Raw genomic sequence first — 19,643 nt, forward strand, 5'->3', positions numbered from 1 at the left:
TTCCGTGGGGGGTACGGTGCGGGAGACCGGTGTGTCCCGCGCGCGGGTGTGCCAGGGCGGAAGGTGCTCGGGATTGACGCAGTCGCCCCCGCAGGGGCTGTGGCGTGGGCTGTTAAGTGGTCACTTAACAGCTGCCGTCAATGTATGCCTTGACACCCGACCCCTAATTTCGGCCGCGTAAAGGCCTTGTGACAATTGGTGTGGAGGCCGTGACAGCCATGACCCCGGAACCCGGCGCGGAGATCGAGGCGATCACGAACGAGCACCTCGGCCGCAGGCTCCGCGAACTGCGGCTCCGATCGGGTATGTCGCTGCGCGCCCTGGCGCGCGAGCTCGGCATCTCGCCCAGCGCCGTCTCCCAGATCGAGCTCGGCACGATGCGGCCGTCCGTCAGCAGGCTCATCGCCTTCGTCTCCGCGATCGGCGTGCCCCTCGCGGCCGTGTTCGACACCGCGGAGGCGCCCGACGCCGACCCGGCGGGGCCGAGCGCACCCCCCGGGTTCGCCATCCGGCGCTCGTGGGAGGTCGCCCCCATCCGGCTCAGCGGCGGCATCACCTTCCGCAGGCTCTCGCCCGCCCCCTCACCCGACGTCGAGTTCTTCGAGTCGACCTATCCGCCGAACTCGATCTCCAACGCGCACGGCCACTTCCTCAAGCACGAGGGCTACGAGGTCGGGACCGTGACCAGGGGCGAGCTCACCATCGACTTCGAGTCCGAGGTCGTCACCCTCGCCGAGGGCGACTCCATCACCTTCCCGTGCAGCCGCCCCCACATCATCGGCAACCGCTCGGAGACCGTCACCGCCGTCGCGACCTGGCTCATCGTCCATCACTGATCGTCGGAGACTCCTTACGGCGATAGGAGAGGACCACGCCCGTCGTGTAGAGGGCCACCCCCAGCAGGACCATGAACACGATCGTGGGCCACTGCAGCCACGGAGGCAGGTAGAGGGCGAGAAACCACGAGCGCGTCGGGCTCTCCGAGACTTTGAGATAGCCGGCCAGCAGTCCCTGCGGGAACAGCGGGATCGCACCGACCGTGAAGCAGAACCCGATGATGATCTGTTCGTGGCGCGGCAGGGAGTCGAAGGGGAGCCGTCCGCGCGCGCCCGGCTTCGGGGCGGGCCTGCGGCCGGTGCGCATCGTGTCGAGCAGTTCGGGTCCCCGCTCGAACAGCCGCCGCTCGGCGAGCAGCCCGAACCCCCAGTAACACAGAGCCCCCGTCAGGACGCCGACGGCCACGCCCGCCCAGCCGAGGAACCCGGCCGCGATCGCCGCGGGAGCCGCGGTGAAGGCCGTCAGCGCCAGCACCGCGTACACCATGCCGGTGACCGCGCCGTCCTCCTCCGTGGAGCGCAACGGGTTGCCGCCGCGCCGGTGCGGGTCGGTGCCCGGGATGAGCCCGTACACCGAGACCAGGGGGACCAGTCCGGCGCCGCCGCCCAGCAGGGCGAGGAGGACGGCGAGCAGCATGGGCCACGGCCCGCCGGTGACCGCGGCGAGGGAGACCGTCAGCGCGACGGCGACGGGCGCGACGGTGAGCAGCCACGCGTGCTGCCGCCCGCGGACGTCGCTCGCGCCGGGCGTCATGAGCGTGAGCCACAGCGCGGTGCCGTCGGTGCCGTAGAGGTTCGCCGACATCGCCGCGGCCATCACGACGAACAGCGGGCCCGCCCAGGGCAGCATCCCCGTCCAGCCCATCAGCAGCGGGGCCGCGGCGAAGGACACACCGTAGGCGAAGGCGAAGGTCAGCTGGTGCGTACGCACCAGGTCACGCGACCAGGTGCGCAACTCCTTGGCGAGTACGGCACCCGAAGCGGTGGTGGCCCGGATCGGCCGGCGCCCCCTCGTCGCCGCCCTGGACGCCCCGGCCCTGCGGGCGAGCAGCGCCGCCCACGCGGCCAGCAGCAGGACCACGAGCAGCGCCATCCCGCCGAGGGCGGCCGAGGCCCGCACCCATTCTGCGGACGCGGCCGCCTCGACCGCGACCGTCCCCCAGCCGGAGGGCAGGTAGCGAGTCACCGTCGTCACCACCGGCGGAATGCCGTTCGTCTCGCCGAGCGCCACGAAGACGACCCAGATCTGACCCAGGAAGGCCAGGATCAGGCCGTTGGTCAGGCCGGCGCCGATCGCACCCACGCGGGAGCGCAGGGCCAGGCCGAGCAGGGCGACCGCGACCCGGGAGAGCAGGACGAACATCGCGAGTTGGAGCAGCAGCGCGGGGACCGAGACGAGCGCGGCCGCGACACCCTGGCGTACGCCGAAGACGGTGAGCCCGGTCAGGGCGAGCAGGCTGATCACGGGCGCCACCCCGACGAAGGCCGCCAGGAGCAGTCCCGAGGCCAGGCGGCGCGGTCGCAGGCCGAGCAGCGTGAAGTACTCCGGGCGGAGCGTCTCGTCACCACCACCGGCGAAGACGGGACCGAAGATCCAGCCCAGCATCCAGACCGCGTAGACGGCCGGGAGCAGCTCCGGAAGGGAGAGGGCCACGAAGATCGTGCCGGCCGCGAGGATCAGGCCGACCACCGCGCCCATCGCGACGAAGCCGGCCCGCTGCCCGGTCATCGAGTGACGGAGCACGGCCACCTTCATGTTGACCATGGTCAGCTCGACAGCCACGTCAGCTCCTTCACCCCGCCGTCGGCGGTGCCGACCAGGCCGACGAAGGTGTCCTCGAGGGAGCCCGTTCCGCGGACCTCGTCCAGGGAACCCGCGGCGGCCACCCTGCCCTTGTCGATCACCGCGACGTGGTCGCAGAGCTGCTCCACCAGGGCCATGACGTGACTGGAGAGCACGATGGACCCGCCACCGGCCACGAAGCCGCGCAGGATCGTCTTGATCGTCGCGGCGGACACCGGGTCCACGGCCTCGAAGGGCTCGTCGAGCACGAGCAGCCTCGGCGCGTGCAGCAGGGCGGTCGCCAGGCCGATCTTCTTGCGCATCCCGGTGGAGTACTCGATGACGAGCGTCTTCTCCGCCTCGTCGAGCTCCAGCACCGACAGCAGTTCCTCGGCGCGCTGGTCGACGACCTCGCGCGGCAGCCCGCGGAGCAGCCCCAGATAGGTCAGTACCTCCCTGCCGGTGAGCCGTTCGGGCATGGCCATCCCGTCCGGCAGTACGCCGACCAGCGTCTTGGCCGTGGCCGGGTCGGACCAGACGTCGGCGCCGAAGATCCGCGCGTGGCCCTCGTCGGGGCGGAGCAGGCCGACGGCCATGGACAGGGTGGTGGTCTTGCCGGCGCCGTTCTGGCCGACGAGCCCGTAGAAGGAGCCCTGGGGGATGTTCAGATCCACGTGATCGACGGCGACCTTCTCGCCGAAGGTCTTGCACAGACCGTGGATCTCAAGTGCTGCGGGCATGGGGTACTCCGGATCGCGGGATGAAGAAGTCGGTCGTTCGCACGCGAAGTGGCCGGGACAGAGATCAACAAATATGGGCGTTTGAGAACTTACCGACTAGATCCAGCCCGTCGCCATAGGGAGTGTGCGGTCACTCTCGCAGACCGATCCACCACCCGCCTCGACCTGTTCGCGACCCGACATGGCCCGGTCCTTCGCCCGGCACCCGACGTGAGGCCGGGCCACCACATGACCTATGCACCCGTTTCGCGTTTAATGCCCTCTTGGAGGGTCAACGACGGGCTTGCCGTGGCCCGCCCTGTTCTTCCCGCCCCTCCCGGTGCGCCGACACCGGAGACTCGGCCGTTGACGGGACGAGGGCGCTGAACGCTCCGGGCATTCGCCGGGTCTCCGCGGACCGGTGACAGCCCTGCGGCCGTCATGCCGCAGGGCTGCCGACGGAAATGAAAACGATTCTTTACATGACCTTGAAAGTGACTGTATGTTATCAAGCGATCACTCTACGAACTCAACGAATGTAGGTGAGCACCATGCCGGAAAACGGCACAGAGCGCCCTCCCGACCCTCGGGTGGCGTTCGCGGACGCGGAGTCGGCCAAGACGGGCGAGACGAGTGAGCGACCGGGGGCGGCCGACCGCGCCGCCGTCGTCGCGAAGACCGGCGACCACCTGCCTCCCATCGCCGACCAGCCGATCGACGACAGACCCCTCGCCGCGCGATTCACGGAACCGGAAGAGGAGGAGTAGAGATGCAGTTGCACTTCCGCAACCGCTACACCTCCAAGGTGTGGGTCGCGATCATGTTCTACAGCCCCGACGGCTGCCGTGACTACGGCCAGTGGGGCACCCGGGGCTGGTGGCCCATCGACCCGGGCGGTGAGGCGTTCGTCCTCAACACCGACAACCGTTACGCCGCCTTCTACGCAGAAGCCGCCAACGGAGCCGTCTGGACCGGCTCCTACGGCCCGATGTACGTCTACCAGAACGCCTTCGACTCCTGCATCAACATCGGCAGCACCGCCGCGAGGCGCGTCGGCACCCGACTCGTCGACATGAACGGTTATGCGCGCTACTACGTGAATCTCACCGCCTGACGCGCTCCCCTCACCTGACGCGCCGCCCGGCCCTGACCGGCCCCGCGCCACAGTGAGAGCGGACGCGGATGAGCGCCTCCTGAGAGACGGATACCAAAATTCCCTTCTCAGGGTCCGTCCCCCCTACGCACAGGAGGCGCTCGATCCCAGCCAGGCGACCCGCGTCAAAATCCAGGTTCAGATGTCGGGCATCCCGGCTCCGAGGATTCAGCGACGCGGGGTGAGCAGGAAACGGTCCTTCGCATTGAGTTCCACGGCGGCGCGGCTGTAGAGCAGCGGGAAATACTCCCCCTTCTGCCAGGGTTCCGCCAGGTCGCGATAGTGCGGGCTCCGAGGGTCACCCGACTGGCCGGGAGCGTTGATCGCCTGAGACCTGTCCCAGTTGCCGACGTCGAGCACCATCTTGAACGTGGGGCCCGACAGAGGGACGTAACTGCCCGGCAGATAGTTCGACGCCTCCACGGTGTTCCAGGAACCACCGCGCGGGAAGGGGCCCACATCCTTGCCCGTCGGATGCCCGAACGTGACCCGCTGGATGTCGCCCCACTTCCAGGTGGCCGGATCGGGGCCGAGCCGACCGACCAACTCGTCGTAGGCCGCCGCGAGCGAGGTCTTGAGAATGCGGTCCCGCACCGCCGTTCCCCCGGCGCCGAACCACCGGTCAGGGTTGTCCATCGCGTCGAAGAGCAGCAGCGGGTCGTGGATGAGGATCTGCCTCGCCACGTTCTCCGGCAGGACCTCGCGGGCGAACGCCGGCTCCAGGTGGCCGCTGAACCACGTCTCGAACAGGGCTGCCCGCCCCGAGTCCGCGCTCGTGACCGCGTCGTAGGTACGGAGCAGTTCGAGCGCCCGCGCCGTCGACGGCTGATCGCTCGTGATGCCCGCGAGCAGCCGTACCAGCCTGCGGGCCGGGATGGAGACCTTGTCGCTCTGCAGCGCCGCCGAGTCGGCGGGCGAGGTGCGCGACCGGGAGGAGAGCACCTCGACGATGCGTTCGTGCCGGTAGGGGGAGGACCACGAGTCGAACCCGACCTTCAACGGGTGGTCCTTGGGCATGTTGAACTCGTTGGCGGAGGCGACGATCCCCTTGGCCGGGTTGTAGGAGCGCGGCAGGCGGGCGCCGTCGTGGAAACCGTCCCAGTCGTAACGGCCGTCCCCCGGCACGGGCAGCAGGCCGTCGTACCCGATCCTGTTCGGTGCCAGACCGCCCGGAACCCACCCGATATTGCCCGCGACGTCGGCGTAGATCTGGTTCTCCGGCGGCCCACCCCAGGTGCGCATCGCCGTCGTGAACTCGTTCCAGTTACGCGCACGCATGTACTTCATGCTGCCGAAATAGGGCGTCGTGCCCGGTTGCAGCCAGGTCGTACGCAGTGCGTAGGCGAGATTCCGCTCCCGGTCCACCTTGATCACCGGACCGTGGCGGGTGAACGAGAACTCGGTGCGCCGTGCCCGCTCACCCGCGACCGGCACGTTCTCCGTGACGGTCCTGAAGCGTTCCCACCCCTTGCCGTACCGGTAGCGTCCCGGGTCACCGGGATCGAGCTGGTAGACGTAGAGATCCTCCTGATCGATGCCGAAGATGGTCAGCCCGAACGCCACGGTTCCGTTGTGCCCGATGGAGATGCCGGGCAGGGCGGGCTCCCCCGCCCCGATCACGTCGAGGCCGGGTGCCGACAGGTGGGTGATGTAGCGCAGCGCGGGTGCCTTCATCACCCGGTGCGGGTCGCTGGCCAGGATCGGACGCCCCGTCGTGCTACGCGCCGGCGCGACGGCCCAGGCGTTGCTGCCCTCGGAGAGGGCGGGCCCCTGCGGCTCGGGGACCGCGCGGACCTGACCGTTCTGGAAGACGACGCTCTGGGTGGCGAGCTGGTAGGTGCCGAGCACGTCCGGAGGAATCGCGCACGGGTCGAGCCCGTCGGGCACGACGGTCTTCCACTCGGGCTGAAGCCTGCGCATGAGCGGGTCGACACCGATGCCGCCCGCGCAGACCGCGCGGGCGCGGTCGACCTCGGAGGTCAGGTTCATCACCAGGCTGTGGCTGCGGATCCGGACGACGTCCTCGGGAGACCAGCGCGCGGGTGCGTACCCCAGCTCGCGAAACTCCTGCGGCATCGCCTCCGGGGTGCGCTTCAGCCAGTCGACGTAGGCGTTGATCCCCTCGGCGAACCGGGTCGCCGCCTTCTTCGCGTCGGGACCGTAGCTCTGCCACTCCTTCTCCATGTCCCCGCGGTAGAGGAACAGCCTGGCCGCCTGGTCCTGCTTGAGGTAGGCGGGGCCGAGCACCTCGGACAGAAGCCCGAGACCGCGACGACGCCACAGGTCGATCTGGAACAGGCGGTCACGGGCCGCGTTGAACCCCTGCGCGAGATACAGGTCGGCGGTGTTCTCCGCGTAGATGTGCGGCACGCCCCACCGGTCCACCAGCATCCGCACCGGTCGCTCCAGCCCGGCGACCGAGAAGACCGATGCCGCGCCCGTCGCCCCTTTCGCGCCCGTCGGCCTCTCCGTACCCGCCGGCCCCGGCCTACCCGCCGAACTCTCCGCCCCCGTCTGCCCTTCCGCGCCCGCCGCCTGCGGTAACAGGCCGGTGCCGAGGGCACCGCAGACGGCCAGCAACGAGGCCGTCCTCCTCCATCGCCGCATGTCGCTCCTCTCGTCGGCCGACAGCACGAGGCATGCCGGCGATGTGGGGCTCGCCCGGGCCGCACATCGGGCGCGGACACGCGTTCCCGCGTCCGTTCGCCCCCGCGAAGGATCACGACGCCGTCATCACAGCCGCGGCTCCCCAGCCCCCGTCACCGCAACTGTGGCGCGCCCTCAGTGCCCCGTCAGCCCTTGTTCGCCCCCCTTAGAGCCCCTTCAAGGGAGCTCTTTCACGAGGAAGCGCCATCCGGGAGGAAGCCCCGTCGCAGAAGCGCGCCCCATCACGACAAGCACCATCGGGGCCGCCGTACGTCGACGGCTGAGGGCCGCCCACTACCCGTGGGCTCTGTTCGGACCGCCCGCTACCCGCACCGCCCGCCCTACCTGTGGACTCCGTGGGGACCGACCGCCCGCTCACGCACTCCGTGAAGACCGCCCGCCTACCCGCGGGCTCCGTCCCCGGCCACTGTGAGCGCCTCGGTGAAGTGCCGATACCTGGTCAGCTCCGCTTCCACGGGCTCCAGCACCAGCTCGCGGCCGACCCGGTCGACGCTCGATCGCAGTGCCTTCGCCGCCTTGCGTGCCCTGCGCCGTCCGCCGAACCAGGCGGCCACCCGGGAGAGCAGCGCGATCAGCAGGCCGAGCAGCACGCCCCCGACCAGCAGCGTGGTGGGCCAGGGCAGTTCCCCGGCGGTCGGCAGGTAGAGCTGCGGGAGTCGGAGATAGTCGATGGCGACCAGGGCGAGCAGCCAGACCCCTCCGGCGACCACCGTCGCGAGCGCCAGCCACTGCGCCAGCCCGGCCAGCCGCCACCACAGGGGGCGCTTGGAGACCCCGAGCGAGGTGGTGGCCACCGCCCGGTCCAGGCCGTCCTCCAGCTCGTCCCCGTGCGACCTCGCCGCCTGCCGCACGGCGGCGGCCCACGGCGCGGGAAGACCTTCGGCGGCGGCTCCCGCGGCCTCGCGGATCGCGGTGTCCATCCGGGAACGCTGGACGACGGTCGCGACGGGGATGGACGTCCTTCCGACGACGCCCTGCGGCTCTCCCGGCTCCCCCGACCCTCCGGCGGACCTGCTCGCGGTGTCCAGGCGGAGGCGGCGAAGCGGATCGGGCCGCAGGCGGCGGACCCATCGGGTGGGCGGCCATCCGGTGGCGGCGACCGAACGGTGCCGGTGGGACTTGGCCACGGCCTCGACGACGGCCGGCACCCCCGCGGCCTGCGACAGCGCGTCCCTCAACGGCCTCGCCAGGCCGTCAGGCCCGCTCGCGACGCCCGGAGGGGTCTCGCCGGGGGCAACACCGGAGGCCCGGAGGAGCGCGTCGGCCGCCATGCCCGCGTCGGCGGCGAGGCGGGCGGACCAGGACCGCCGGTCGGCGACCCGGGAGGTGAGCAGCGAGCGCAGCTCGGGGATGCCCACGCCGGTACGGGCGGACACCCCGACCACCGGGACACCGGTCAGGCCGTCCTCGTCGAGGAGCCGCCGGAGGTCCTTCAGGCAGCGCTCGGCGGCGGCCGGTGAGAGCCGGTCGATCTGGTTCAGTACGACGACCATGACCCCCCGGTGCCTGGCCAGCGGCCGGAGGTAGCGGTCGTGGACGGCCGCGTCGGCGTACTTCTGCGGGTCGAGCACCCACACCAGCAGGTCGACCAGCTCGACGAGCCTGTCGACCTCCAGCCGGTGCGACGGCTCGATCGAGTCGTGGTCGGGCAGGTCGAGCAGGATCAGCCCGGCGGCGTCCCCGTCCATCCGGGCCACCTGCCCCGAGCCGTCCGACGGCCGGTCGGCGGAGGGCGAAGGACCGCCGGAGACGTCGAGGAGCTCGTGGCGGCGGGGGATCTCCAGCCAGTCGAGCAGCGGCCCCGCGCCGGCGCCCTCCCAGAGGGCGGCCTGGGCGGTCGAGGTGGTCGGGCGGGTGACGCCGACCGTGGCGAGCGAGGTGCCGGACAGCAGGTTGAACAGCGAGGACTTGCCGCTGCCCGTGGCCCCCGCCAGCGCGACCGCGGTGTGGTCGACCGACAGGCTCGCCCGTACCCCGGCGCGGGAGATCACCGAACGGGCCGCGCTCACCGCCTCCGCGTCCAGCCTCCCGTCGGCCAGATCGGTGGCACGCGCCAGCGCCGTCAACCGGTCGTCCAGCGAGACGGCCTTCTCCCGTCGCAGCAGCTTCACGCCTGGCCCGCCTCTCCCTTACCGGTGGTTCGCGGAACACCGCCGGACGCGCGAGGGACATCACCGGACGCGTGTGGGAGGCCGTCGGGCGCGTGCGGGAGGGCGTCGGACGGCCTCCGTGACTCCTCCACGGCCCTCGGGACGGAGCCCGTGGGCAGGACGGCCCGGCGGTCCGCGACGGGGAGCTCGCGCAGGTGCTCGCGTACGGCGTCGGAGGCGGCGCGCAGGGCGGGCGCGGTGCCCTCGGGGGGCTGGGCGGCGTCCAGCAGGTCGGTGAAGCGGTCGGCGTCCTCGCTGAGGAGGATCGCGGCGCGGGCGCGCAGGTCGGTGCGGGCCTTGACGGTGAGGTCACGGACGGCCTGGTCGCCGAAGACGGCCTCCAGGACCTTCTGGCTGAGCACGCCGGTGCCTCCGGCGATGCCGACCTCGATGCCGGTCAGGCCGCCGGTCGAGGCGAACACCGCGATCATCAGCAGCAGCCCGGCCCCGTTGAGCCCGAAGGAGGTGATGCGAGCGGTCGTGCGCTTGTCCGCCCCCTCCTCGCGGACCAGGTCGAGCACGTACGACTGCCAGCCCCGCACGGCCTCCTCCGCCTTCGCGGGCAGGTCGGCGGAGGCCCGGCCGAGACGTCCGGCCACGGCGACCCCCTCGCGTTCGAGGAGTGCCCGCCCCGAGGGGTGCGACGACCAGGACTCCAGGAGGCGTTCGGCGGCTCCGTCGGCCGAGGCCCTGATCAGTGCCTCCACGCCGCTCTCCAGCGCGGTCCGCAGCTCGCTCTCCGGCGCGGGCCGCCCGGTGACGAAGGCCACCATCCGGTCTCTGAGCCTGCCGACCCGGCTCTCCAGGGAGCGCATCAGGTCGCCGGTGCCGACGAAGTCCTGCCAGCGGGCCAGAACCTCGCCACGCAGCAGCGACCCGTCCCGCATGCCCTCGTCGAAGGAGGCGAGGCCCACCGCGTAGGCGGCGTCCGCCATCGAGCGGAGCTCCTCGGCCTCGGTGTGCTGGCGGTCGACCGCGGCCGCGAGCGCGGGCACCCGGGTGGAGAGGCTCTCCAGCGCGCCGGACAGGGTCTGGCGTACCACCTCGGCGCGGGAACGGGAGTCGGCGGCGATGGTGGTGAGCCAGTCGGCGATCGGCTGGACCGCCTGGCGCGGCAGGCGGGCGTTCTCGTCGGGCAGTATCAGCTCGGGCACCTCGAAAAGGTGCGTTCCCCCCAGACCGTTCGCCTCGAGCAGCCGGTTCAGGTCCTTGCGCACCACACCCATCGCCTCGGGAGGAACCCTGGACAGGACGACGGCGAGGGCCGTGCTGCGCTCCCTGGCCGAACGCAGGAAGCTCCAGGGGACCTCGTCCGCGTACCGGGCGGCGGTCGTGGTGAACAGCCACAGGTCGGCGGCGGCGAGCAGTTGGGCGGCCAGCTCGCGGTTCGCGGCGACGATCGAGTCGATGTCGGGGGCGTCGAGCAGGGCGAGGCCGGGCGGGACGGTCGCGGCGGTGACGATCCGGAGCGTGCCGGGCTCGCCCCTGCCGCTCCCGGTGACGCGCGGCAGGCCGGGCAGGACGTTCTGGGCGGTGAACCACTCGCGGTCGACGGGGCTGGTGACAAGGGTGGGGGCCATCGTCGTGGGCCGCAGCACCCCCGGCTCGGATACGTCCTCGGCGACCAGGGAGTTCACCAGCGTGGACTTCCCCGCCCCGGTGGATCCGCCGACGACGGCGAGCAGCGGAGCGTCGATCGCGCTCAGCCGGGGGATCAGGTAGTCGTCGAGCTGGCCGGTCAGCTCTCGCAGCGCCCGGCGGTCGGCCTCCACGTCGCCGATCGTGAGGGGGAACAGCTCGCGGTCGAGGTGCCGCCGCAACTCCCGCAGCGTCTCCAGAAGACCGTCGTTGTCACCCATACGGTCGATCCTGCCCTGCCGAAGCCCCTCTAGACGTGTTTGGCCCCACCGCTGGACCGGGTTACGGGGGCGAACTCGGTAAAGCGGTGGGGCCCAGCCCTCGGATCTCACCCGGGGGTCATGCCGAGCTCGTCTCCCCCGCAGCTGGAGGCGAGCTCGAACCCGTCGGATGCTCCGAGGTGATCGGGGGTCGTGCAATGCCTATTTGAACACACAAACCTCAGAAACGGGTCATGTAGAGCTGAATATCAGCTGAAAATTCAATCACTGTGGGGCGGTCGCAGCACATAGCCGACCCCGCGAAGCGTGTGGATGAGCCGGGGCTCGGCCGTGTCGACCTTCCGGCGCAGGTAGGAGACGTAGGACTCGACGACCCCCGCGTCACCGCCGAAGTCGTAGTTCCAGACGTGATCGAGGATCTGCGCCTTGGACAGCACCCTGCCGGTGTTGACCATGAAGTAGTGCAGGAGCTTGAACTCGGTCGGCGACAGCCGCACCGGGATGCCGGAGCGCCAGACCTGGTGCGCCTCCTCGTCCAGCTCCAGGTCGCCGACCTGCAGGCGTACGGGCAGGTCGAGATCTCCCCTGGTACGGCGGAGCACGGCCCGGATGCGGGCGAGGACCTCCTCCAGGCTGAAAGGCTTGGTCACGTAGTCGTCGGCCAGCCGCAGCCCTGCCACCTTGTCGTCGGTGCCGTCCCGCGCGGTGAGGAAGAGCACGGGCATCTGCCCGCTCATCTCCCGCAGCCGTCCCGCCACGGCGAAGCCGTCCATGTCGGGCAGCATCACGTCCAGCACGACCAGGTCGGGACGGATGCGCTCGGCGAAGTGCACGGCCTCCCGGCCGTCCACCGCGGTCACCACCTCGAACCCTGACAGGCGCAGGCTGGCCGAGAGCAACTCCCTGATATTCGGCTCGTCGTCCACGACCAGCAATCGGGCTTCCACTCTGTCCAGCACACTCCGAGACTCGCCCACCTCTCTGGGACACAGCTCAGCCGGGGCTGAACGTTTCCTGAGACCTTTCAGCCCCCCTCCCGGAGGAACTGAGTGCCGTACCGGCCGTCACGACCGGGTTCACCGGCGCCCGGCGCCGAGCGGGTCGTGAAGACGAGGGTCCGCGACGACCGGTACGGCGGCGATCATTCGGCAGGGCAGGTCGTGCCCGGCTTGGGAAGTCTCAGCTCGGTCAGGTACGTGGTGGCGTGTTGGATCGGGCACTTCTTACCCATCAGGTACAGCGCATGGCCGGGTCCCTCGTAGGCGACGGTGACCGACCCCGGGATCATCCTGGTGAAGCTCTCCGTCCACACGTGGTCGCCCCATGTGCTGCCGGCCCCCAGGAACGGCGGCAGTCCGCGAGTCGGCAGCGGGCGGGGCGGGTTGGCGACCCGGAGCGGCCAACCGGCGCACCCCAGGGCCTCGAATGAGGCTCCCCCGCCGAAGTTCGGCGAGATCTTCCGCGTCTGTCTGCGGAACTCCTGAAGCTGGGCATAACTGGCGTAACCACGGCCGTCCGCGCAGGTCATCGCGAGCGTCCCGGGCATGGCCCACACCCGCGTGTTGCCGAGGGCGAAATCAGCGAAACCGGACCCGTCGCCGCCTCGGGCCTTGTCGACCGCTTCGGCGAAGGCCAGCCAATGAGAGTGCCCTTCCCCTGGGTCTCCGATGAAACCGAGGCTTCTCAGATGCCATCCGGTCAGCTCCTTGCCGAACTCGGACGTGACCGGGATCGGCCGGCGATCGGCGTCTCGGGTGAGCTCGCGCCAGACCGCCCCGGCGTCCTCTCCGTGCAGCGCGCAGGCGGGGGTGTCCGCGCACCAGGTGGTGAACCTGGTGAACGCCCGCTCGTGGAGGGGGAGGATTCGCAGCCACTGGTTGGACCAGCCGTCGACCTGATTGATCGCCCCGTCGAGGTACATCGCTCGGATACGCTGCGGGAACAGCCGGGCGTAGGCGGCGGCGGGCACCCCTCCGTAGGAGTTGGCCATGAGGCTCAGTCGTTCCTCGCCCAGGCTCTTGCGGACCGCCTCCATGTCTCTGGCCACCGACAGGGAGTCCATCTGGGAGAACAGTCCGGTTTTATCCGCTTTCTGGCACGCGGTGAACGCCTTGGTCATCGCCGCGGTCAGCGCCCTGTACTCCTTCTCGTCACGAGGGTCGGACAGGGACGTCCCAGGCTGCATGCATGACTGCGGCAGCCGGTCGCGCCACACGGCGTTGCGGGGGTTGTAGGCGACAAGGTCGAACCTGCGCCCCAACTCGGTGAGGCTGCCCGCCACCAGCTGCAGGTCCTCGATCCCCCTGGCCCCGGGACCGCCGGGGACACCCAGCACGCTGCCGATCCTGCGCGCGGGCTCGGTGGCCGGCAGCCGGGCCAGATCCAACGTGATCTTCGGTCCGTTCGGCCTGGCCCAGTCCACCGGCACCTCGATCGCGGCGCACCGCATGCCCGCCGGCATCTCCTGCCCCGCGCAGTCTCGCCACACCGGCTTCCCGCCCTGGGTCTGCCCGCCTTGGGCGGCGGACGCCGCCGGGATCATTCCCGCCAGCGCCGCCACCGTCATACCGGCGACCAGCAATGTGGCCCTGCCGCGCAGACTCCGTTTCTTCGTTGTCATCATGCTGATCACCCTGGCGAAAACGGATGACACGCCACCACCGGGACATCCTCCGCGTTGGCTCGGGATATCCCCCACGCAATCTTCGGCTGTCCTCGCCGACGAACGTCCCTCAAGCTGGATGGCGGACCACCGGCAGGCTGTCCGTCAGGGGGGGAAGGGCGTGGGCAAGCAAGTAGGGGACGGTTCCGGCCTGCGGCGTGCGCCGATGACCGCTCCGGCGCGGGGGCGGGAATGGCGCGAGCTCGTTCACGCGCCGATGACCGCTCCGACGCGGGCGTGGCGCGGACTCGTTCACATGCTGATCACCACTCCGGCGCGGGGGCGGACATGGCGCGAGCTCGTTTACGCGCTGATGATGCCGTTGATGGCGGGAATCGGCCTCGTCCATCTCGTTCTCGTGCTGCTCAGCGTCGCCACGACGGTCAACCTCGTCGGAATACCGATGCTGGCCCTGAGCGTGCTCGCGGCCAGAGGGCTCGGCACGGCCAATCGAGGGCTGGCGCGGGTGCTGGCCGGGGTGCGAGTGACCGACCCTGCCCCGTTCCGCACCAGGCCCGGCCTGTTGAACCGGCTCGGAGCGGCGCTCGGTGACGTGACGGGATGGCGTGCCGTCATTCACGAGCTGGTCCGGCTGCCGGCGGCCGTCGTCGCCTTCGCCGTCGCCGCCGGGTTGTGGGGAGGTGGCCTGCTCCTGCTCTGCTGCCCCCTGTGGTGGCGATCCCCCGCCTTCGCACACCTGTCTCCCAACGGTTGGCCGGGTGCGGTGCTGCTGGGCACGGCCGGGCTGGTGCTGCTGCTTCTCGCCCCCTGGGGCGTCCACCACGCGCTGGCCCCCGAACGGATGCTCGCCAGAACGCTGCTCGGACCGGATCCCGGTGCCGCGAGAATCCGCAGGCTGGAGCAGGCGCGTGCGATGGCCGTGGACGACGCGGCCGCGAGACTTCGCCAGGTCGAGCGCGACCTGCATGACGGGACGGCCGCGCAGTTGGTGACGCTCGCCCTGAACCTGGGCATGGTCCAGGAAGATCTTGAGCACGCCCATCGTCCCGAACGGCTGGAGCGTGCCCGCGCCCTCGTCGACGGCGCGCACCGCGGCGCCAAGGAGGCGGTGGCCGAACTTCGTGACCTGATCCGCGGCCTCCACCCGCCCGCGCTCGACAAGGGGCTGGAGACGGCGCTGGCCACGCTCACCGCACGGAGCCCGATCCCCGTCAAACTCGATACCGATCTACCGGAACGGCCGGCTCCGGCCATCGAGGCCATTTCCTACTTCTGCACGGCGGAACTACTCGCCAACGTGGCCAGGCACAGCGGCGCCAGGCGCGCCTCGGTCGATGTACGGGCAGCTGACGGCCTGTTGACGCTGCTCGTGCGGGACGACGGCGTCGGCGGCGTCGACGGCGCGGCGATGAACGCCGGATCCGGGTTGCGCGGCCTGGCCGCTCGGGCCGGGATGGTGGACGGCACGATCGACATTCGCAGTCCGGCAGGAGGACCTACGGTGATCACCGTCGAACTTCCCCTGCACATCTGAACGGAGAAGCGCATGCGCATCGTGATCGCCGAAGACGCCGTGATGCTCAGGGACGGCCTTCACATGTTGCTCACCTCGCGCGGCCGGCAGGTGGTGGCCGCGGTGGGCGACGGCGACGCGCTCAGGGCGGCCGTGGCGGAACACCACCCTGACATCGCCGTGGTCGACGTGCGCATGCCGCCTTCGCACACGGACGAGGGCCTGCGGGCCGCGATCCAGATCCGCCGCGATCATCCGGGGGTGGGCGTGCTGGTGTTCTCCCAGTACGTCGAGACGCGTTACGCCGCCCAGTTGCTCGCCGACGGTGCCCATGGGGTGGGATACCTGCTGAAGGAGCGGGTGGCCGACGTCAGGGACTTCCTGACCGCACTCGACCGGATCGCGGCCGGGGAAACCGTTCTCGACCCCGAGGTCGTCACCCAGATCATGGGCGCGAGCAGGCGCACCGAGACCCTGGGCACGCTCACGCCCAGGGAGCGCGAGGTGTTGGCCATGATGGCGGAGGGGCGTTCCAACAACGCCATCGCCAACGCGCTGTTCCTCTCCTACGGCTCGGTGGAGAAGAACGTGACGCAGATCTTCACCAAACTCGGCCTGTCTCCGTCGGAGAAAGACCACCGCCGGGTTCTCGCCGTCCTGCGCTACCTGCAGGCCTGACCTCGGAACACCATCCGGAACGGGCCCCGGCAGGACACCGGCCATCCCCACCCCGAACAGGCGGACATCCCCGAGCCGGGACCCGGCAGGACACCGATCACCCCCCCAACAGACGGACACCCGCGAACCGGAACCGGGCAGGGCGCCGGCCACCCGTACGACCGGGCCAGGAGCCGACGGCGGCGTACCGGGGGAGGCTCAGTCGGGTTCCGAGGCGAGGGGGAGGATCACCCGGAACGTCGCCCCCTTGCCCGGGTCCGACTCCACGGCGACGCGGCCGCCGTGGGCCTCGACCATCGCGGCCACGATGGCGAGGCCGAGACCGCTTCCGCCGTCCTCGGGAGCGCGCCGCCCCCGGGCGGAGTCGGCGCGGTAGAACCGTTCGAAGACGCGCTCGCGCTGCTCGGTGGTGAGGCCCGGTCCTTCGTCCGCGACCTCGATGACGGCCATGTCGCCGTCGCTGGAGAGGAGCACCCGTACGGGGGTGCCCTCGGGGGTGTGGGTGAGCGCGTTGGTCATGAGGTTGCCCACGACCTGGCGGAGCCGTACCTCGTCGCCGGAGACGATGAGCGCGGAGCCGTCCACCGAGAGCGTGACATCGCGCTCCGGGGCGAGGATGCGGGCGTCGTGGACGGCGTCGGCGGCGATGGCGAGCAGGTCGACCGGGCGCATGACCATCGGTCGCTGCTGGTCGAGCCGGGCCAGCATCAGCAGGTCGTCGACGAGCAGGCCCATCCTGACCGCCTCGGACTCGACCCTGCGCATCAGCGGCGCGGCGTCGATGCCGGGCGCCTGCCGGTAGAACTCGGCGAAGCCCCTGATGGAGGTGAGCGGCGTGCGGAGTTCGTGCGAGGCGTCCGCGACGAACCGGCGCATGCGCTCCTCCGAGCTGCGGGCCGAGGACTCCGACTCGGAACGGGCGCGGAAGGCCGTCTCGATCTGGGCGAGCATGCCGTTCAGCGACCGGCCGAGGCGGCCCACCTCGGTGCGCGGGTCGGCGTCGGGGACGCGGCGGCCCAGGTCTCCGGCGGCGATCGCCTCGGCGGTGCGCTCGATCTCCTCCAGCGGGCGCAGGCTCCTGCGGATGATCACTACACCGGCTCCGGCGAGCATCAGCACCAGGCCGCTTCCGCCGAGCAGTTCCACCAGCGCGAGCTGGCCGACGATCTGCCGTACCTCGCTCATGTCCACGGCCACGATGAGGCTTTCACCGGTGTCCAGCGAGGTCACCCGGACCCGCCAGTCACCGTTCTCGAAGAGCTCGCCGACCCGGCCGTGGGAGATGTCCGGCCCCGGCTTGCCCTCCACGTCGATGCCGCTGAGCAGGATGAGGGCCCTGCCGTTCCTGTCGCGGAGCTCCAGCCTGGCGTCGGACGGCATCAACTTGCCCCCCAGCGCGACGGTGCCCCGGTTGTTCATGCGACGCAGCGCGGAGTCGGTGGTTATGTCGATCTGGCTGTCGACACGGTCGATCAGGTAGCCGCGCATGATCGAGACGCTGCCGACGCCGATGAGGGCGAGCGCGACCGTGAGCAGGAGCAGGATGACGCCGATCAGCTTCACCCGCAGGGGAGTCGTGTTGAGCATCACGGGGCCGGTGGCAGGCGCAACACGTATCCGACACCGCGCAGGGTGTGGATCAGCCTCGGGTCGACATTGTCGATCTTGCGGCGGAGCACGGAGACGTAGGACTCCACGATCCCGACGTCGCCCCTGAAGTCGTAGTCCCATACGTGGTCGAGGATCTGGACCTTGGACAGCACCCGCCCCGCGTTCGCCATGAAGTAGCGCAGCAGCTTGAACTCCGTCGGCGACAGCGCCACCGCCTGGCCCTTGCGCCACACCTCGTGACTCTCCTCGTCGAGCTCGATGTCGGCGAAGGTGAGCCGGGGCGGCCTGGGGCTGAGCTCGCCGGAGTTGGTACGGCGCAGCACGGCCCGGATGCGGGCCACGACCTCCTCCAGGCTGAACGGCTTGGTCACGTAGTCGTCCCCGCCCATGGTCAGCCCTCGGATCTTGTCCTCGGTGGCGTCACGCGCGGTGAGGAAGACCACGGGGGTGTCGCTGCCGCCGCCGCGCAGGCGCCGTACGACGTCGAAGCCGTCCATGTCGGGGAGCATCACGTCGAGGACGATGAGGTCGGGCCGGTGCCGCTGGACGGCCGCGACGGCCTCCGTGCCGTTGCCCGCCGTGTTGACGCCGAACCCGGCGAACCGCAGGCTCGCGGCCAGGAGTTCGAGAATGTTGGGCTCGTCCTCGACGATCAACAGACGTGCCTCGGGTGAGTCGGTCACTGGTCTATTTTCACCGGCCCACATGAGAAAGCAGTTAACTGGTCAAGACAGAGGCTAACCCCACAATATGCCTGGCTATCGCCAAACTCGATGTGGCCGCCGGTGAGGGGGCGTTGCGCACGAGGGCGACGCGGCCGTGTACGTCGATCGCGAAGTCGTCCAGCATGCCGCCCTGCCTGTCCACAGCCTGTGCGCGGACGCCTCCCGAGGTCCTCACCAGGTCGGCGGCGGTGAGCGCCGGGACGTAACGGCGCGCGGCCCTCAGGAACGATCCTTTACCCATCGAACCGGCCACCTCCCTCACCCCGGTCCTCCAGTGCCTCGCCGCCAGCCGCCGGGTGCCCCGCCAGGCCAGGGTCCGGCCCAGGTCGGCGAGGTCGATGTTTCGCCAGGAGTAGCCTTCCAGCGCCAGCGCCATGACCGCGTTGGGGCCGACCAGCACCTCGCCGTCGATCCTGCGGGTCAGGTGCACGCCGAGGAACGGGTACCGGGGGTCGGGAACCGGATAGATGAGCCCGCGGACCAGGTCTTTCGCCTCTCCGGCCAGCGCGTAGTACTCGCCGCGGAAGGGGACGATCCGCACGTCGCCGGGGACCCCCGCCATCCGCGCGACGGTGTCGGTGCCGAGCCCGGCGCAGACGATCACCCGGTCGAAGTCCAGCGTCCGCTCCCCCGCCAGGACGCTCACCCCGCTCGCGGTCTCCCGTACGGCGCGCACCGGGTGGGAGAGCAGCACCGAGCCGCCGCTCTCCTCCACGTCCAGGGCGAGGCGCCGGGCGACGGCGGGGAAGTCGGCGATCGCGGTGTGCGGGGAGTGCACGGCGCCCACGCCGACGGCGTGCGGCTCGATCTCGCGCAGGGCGAGCGCGTCGAGCTCGGCGATGCCGGGAACCCCGTTCGCACGGGCCCGCTCGGCGATGCTCCGCAGTTCGGGGCGCTCGGAGCCGGTGGAGGCGACGACGAGCTTGCCGACCTCGTCGTACGGGATGCGGTGCTCGGCGCAGTACTGCCTGAGCAGTGCGACACCCTCCCTGCAGAGCCTGGCCTTGAGCGAGCCGGGGCGGTAGTAGATCCCTGCGTGGACGACTCCGCTGTTGTGCCCGGTCTGGTGGGCCCCGACGCGGTCCTCCTTGTCGAGGACGGTCACGGTGGCCCCGTGGGTCAGTGCCGTCTCCCTGGCCACGGCCAGCCCGACGATTCCCGCACCGACGATCCCGACCTTCATCGCCGGTTCCTCCCTTCTCCTCACGGGTCCCTACGGGTTTCCCGCAGGGTCCCCTGCAGAGCGATCATGCGGTGATCCGAGGTGGCCTGAGTTGATCTAGGTGATCTGGGTGATCTGGATGATCGCCTCCGTTGGGACGAAAG

Annotated in this window: 15 protein-coding genes; 5 read left to right on the forward strand and 10 right to left on the reverse strand. The window is 70.6% G+C overall.

Features of this window, described 5'->3' with window-relative positions; genetic code table 11:
• The first annotated feature begins 218 nt into the window (after positions 1-218).
• On the forward strand, positions 219-836 hold the full coding sequence (locus ACIBH4_RS07485; RefSeq protein ID WP_362520665.1) for a helix-turn-helix domain-containing protein: 618 nt from the start codon (positions 219-221) through the stop codon (positions 834-836).
• Here the strand turns inward: ACIBH4_RS07485 and ACIBH4_RS07490 are convergent.
• Both ACIBH4_RS07490 and ACIBH4_RS07495 read right to left on the reverse strand, forming a co-directional pair.
• Complete coding sequence (locus ACIBH4_RS07490) at positions 820-2,619, reverse strand: hypothetical protein (protein ID WP_362768610.1); 1,800 nt, start codon at positions 2,617-2,619, stop codon at positions 820-822. The genes ACIBH4_RS07485 and ACIBH4_RS07490 overlap by 17 nt on opposite strands.
• On the reverse strand, positions 2,604-3,359 hold the full coding sequence (locus tag ACIBH4_RS07495; RefSeq protein WP_362520544.1) for an ABC transporter ATP-binding protein: 756 nt from the start codon (positions 3,357-3,359) through the stop codon (positions 2,604-2,606). Before ACIBH4_RS07495 ends, ACIBH4_RS07490 begins: the two co-directional genes overlap by 16 nt.
• Positions 3,360-3,880: 521 nt before the next feature.
• Here ACIBH4_RS07495 and ACIBH4_RS07500 point away from each other — a divergent pair.
• Together ACIBH4_RS07500 and ACIBH4_RS07505 are read left to right on the forward strand one after the other, a co-directional pair.
• Positions 3,881-4,105 (forward strand): hypothetical protein, encoded by a 225-nt coding sequence (locus tag ACIBH4_RS07500; RefSeq protein ID WP_362768607.1) that lies wholly within the window; start codon positions 3,881-3,883, stop codon positions 4,103-4,105.
• 2 nt (positions 4,106-4,107) lie between these two features.
• Positions 4,108-4,452 carry a DUF1036 domain-containing protein gene (locus ACIBH4_RS07505; RefSeq protein ID WP_362520553.1) on the forward strand — a complete coding sequence of 115 codons (345 nt, stop codon included), beginning with the start codon at positions 4,108-4,110 and terminating at the stop codon, positions 4,450-4,452.
• A 207-nt stretch (positions 4,453-4,659) separates the two neighbouring features.
• On the opposite strand, the gene ACIBH4_RS07510 is transcribed toward ACIBH4_RS07505, so the two are convergent.
• From ACIBH4_RS07510 to ACIBH4_RS07530, 5 genes are all read right to left on the reverse strand, one after another.
• Positions 4,660-7,098, reverse strand: coding sequence for a penicillin acylase family protein (locus ACIBH4_RS07510; RefSeq protein ID WP_362520556.1), 2,439 nt, complete (start codon positions 7,096-7,098; stop codon positions 4,660-4,662).
• Between the two features lie 440 nt (positions 7,099-7,538).
• Complete coding sequence (locus ACIBH4_RS07515) at positions 7,539-9,269, reverse strand: GTPase (RefSeq protein ID WP_362768604.1); 1,731 nt, start codon at positions 9,267-9,269, stop codon at positions 7,539-7,541.
• Positions 9,266-11,167, reverse strand: coding sequence for an ABC transporter (locus tag ACIBH4_RS07520; protein ID WP_362768601.1), 1,902 nt, complete (start codon positions 11,165-11,167; stop codon positions 9,266-9,268). The genes ACIBH4_RS07515 and ACIBH4_RS07520 overlap by 4 nt, the downstream gene beginning before the upstream one ends.
• A gap of 260 nt (positions 11,168-11,427) precedes the next feature.
• Complete coding sequence (locus ACIBH4_RS07525; protein WP_399171635.1) at positions 11,428-12,114, reverse strand: response regulator transcription factor; 687 nt, start codon at positions 12,112-12,114, stop codon at positions 11,428-11,430.
• Positions 12,115-12,308: 194 nt separating this feature from the next.
• Positions 12,309-13,790 (reverse strand): alpha/beta fold hydrolase, encoded by a 1,482-nt coding sequence (locus tag ACIBH4_RS07530; protein WP_362768598.1) that lies wholly within the window; start codon positions 13,788-13,790, stop codon positions 12,309-12,311.
• A gap of 160 nt (positions 13,791-13,950) precedes the next feature.
• Here ACIBH4_RS07530 and ACIBH4_RS07535 point away from each other — a divergent pair, with 160 nt between their 5' ends.
• Positions 13,951-15,324, forward strand: coding sequence for a sensor domain-containing protein (locus ACIBH4_RS07535; protein WP_362768595.1), 1,374 nt, complete (start codon positions 13,951-13,953; stop codon positions 15,322-15,324).
• Between the two features lie 12 nt (positions 15,325-15,336).
• Entirely contained in the window at positions 15,337-15,981 is a 645-nt protein-coding gene (locus ACIBH4_RS07540; RefSeq protein WP_362520574.1) for a response regulator transcription factor, read from the forward strand.
• A 198-nt stretch (positions 15,982-16,179) separates the two neighbouring features.
• On the opposite strand, the gene ACIBH4_RS07545 is transcribed toward ACIBH4_RS07540, so the two are convergent.
• The 3 genes from ACIBH4_RS07545 to lhgO are packed head-to-tail and all read right to left on the reverse strand — an operon-like array spanning position 16,180 to position 19,500.
• The gene (locus ACIBH4_RS07545) at positions 16,180-17,568 is read right to left on the reverse strand and encodes an ATP-binding protein (RefSeq protein ID WP_362768592.1); all 1,389 of its coding nucleotides are present in this window, start codon (positions 17,566-17,568) and stop codon (positions 16,180-16,182) included.
• Entirely contained in the window at positions 17,568-18,275 is a 708-nt protein-coding gene (locus tag ACIBH4_RS07550) for a response regulator transcription factor (RefSeq protein ID WP_362520582.1), read from the reverse strand. The genes ACIBH4_RS07545 and ACIBH4_RS07550 overlap by 1 nt, the downstream gene beginning before the upstream one ends.
• 34 nt (positions 18,276-18,309) lie before the next feature.
• Positions 18,310-19,500 carry an L-2-hydroxyglutarate oxidase gene (gene lhgO, locus ACIBH4_RS07555; protein WP_362520585.1) on the reverse strand — a complete coding sequence of 397 codons (1,191 nt, stop codon included), beginning with the start codon at positions 19,498-19,500 and terminating at the stop codon, positions 18,310-18,312.
• Positions 19,501-19,643 lie beyond the last annotated feature (143 nt).

The sequence above is a fragment of the Streptosporangium sp. NPDC050284 genome (assembly GCF_044459525.1).
GTDB lineage: Bacteria > Actinomycetota > Actinomycetes > Streptosporangiales > Streptosporangiaceae > Streptosporangium.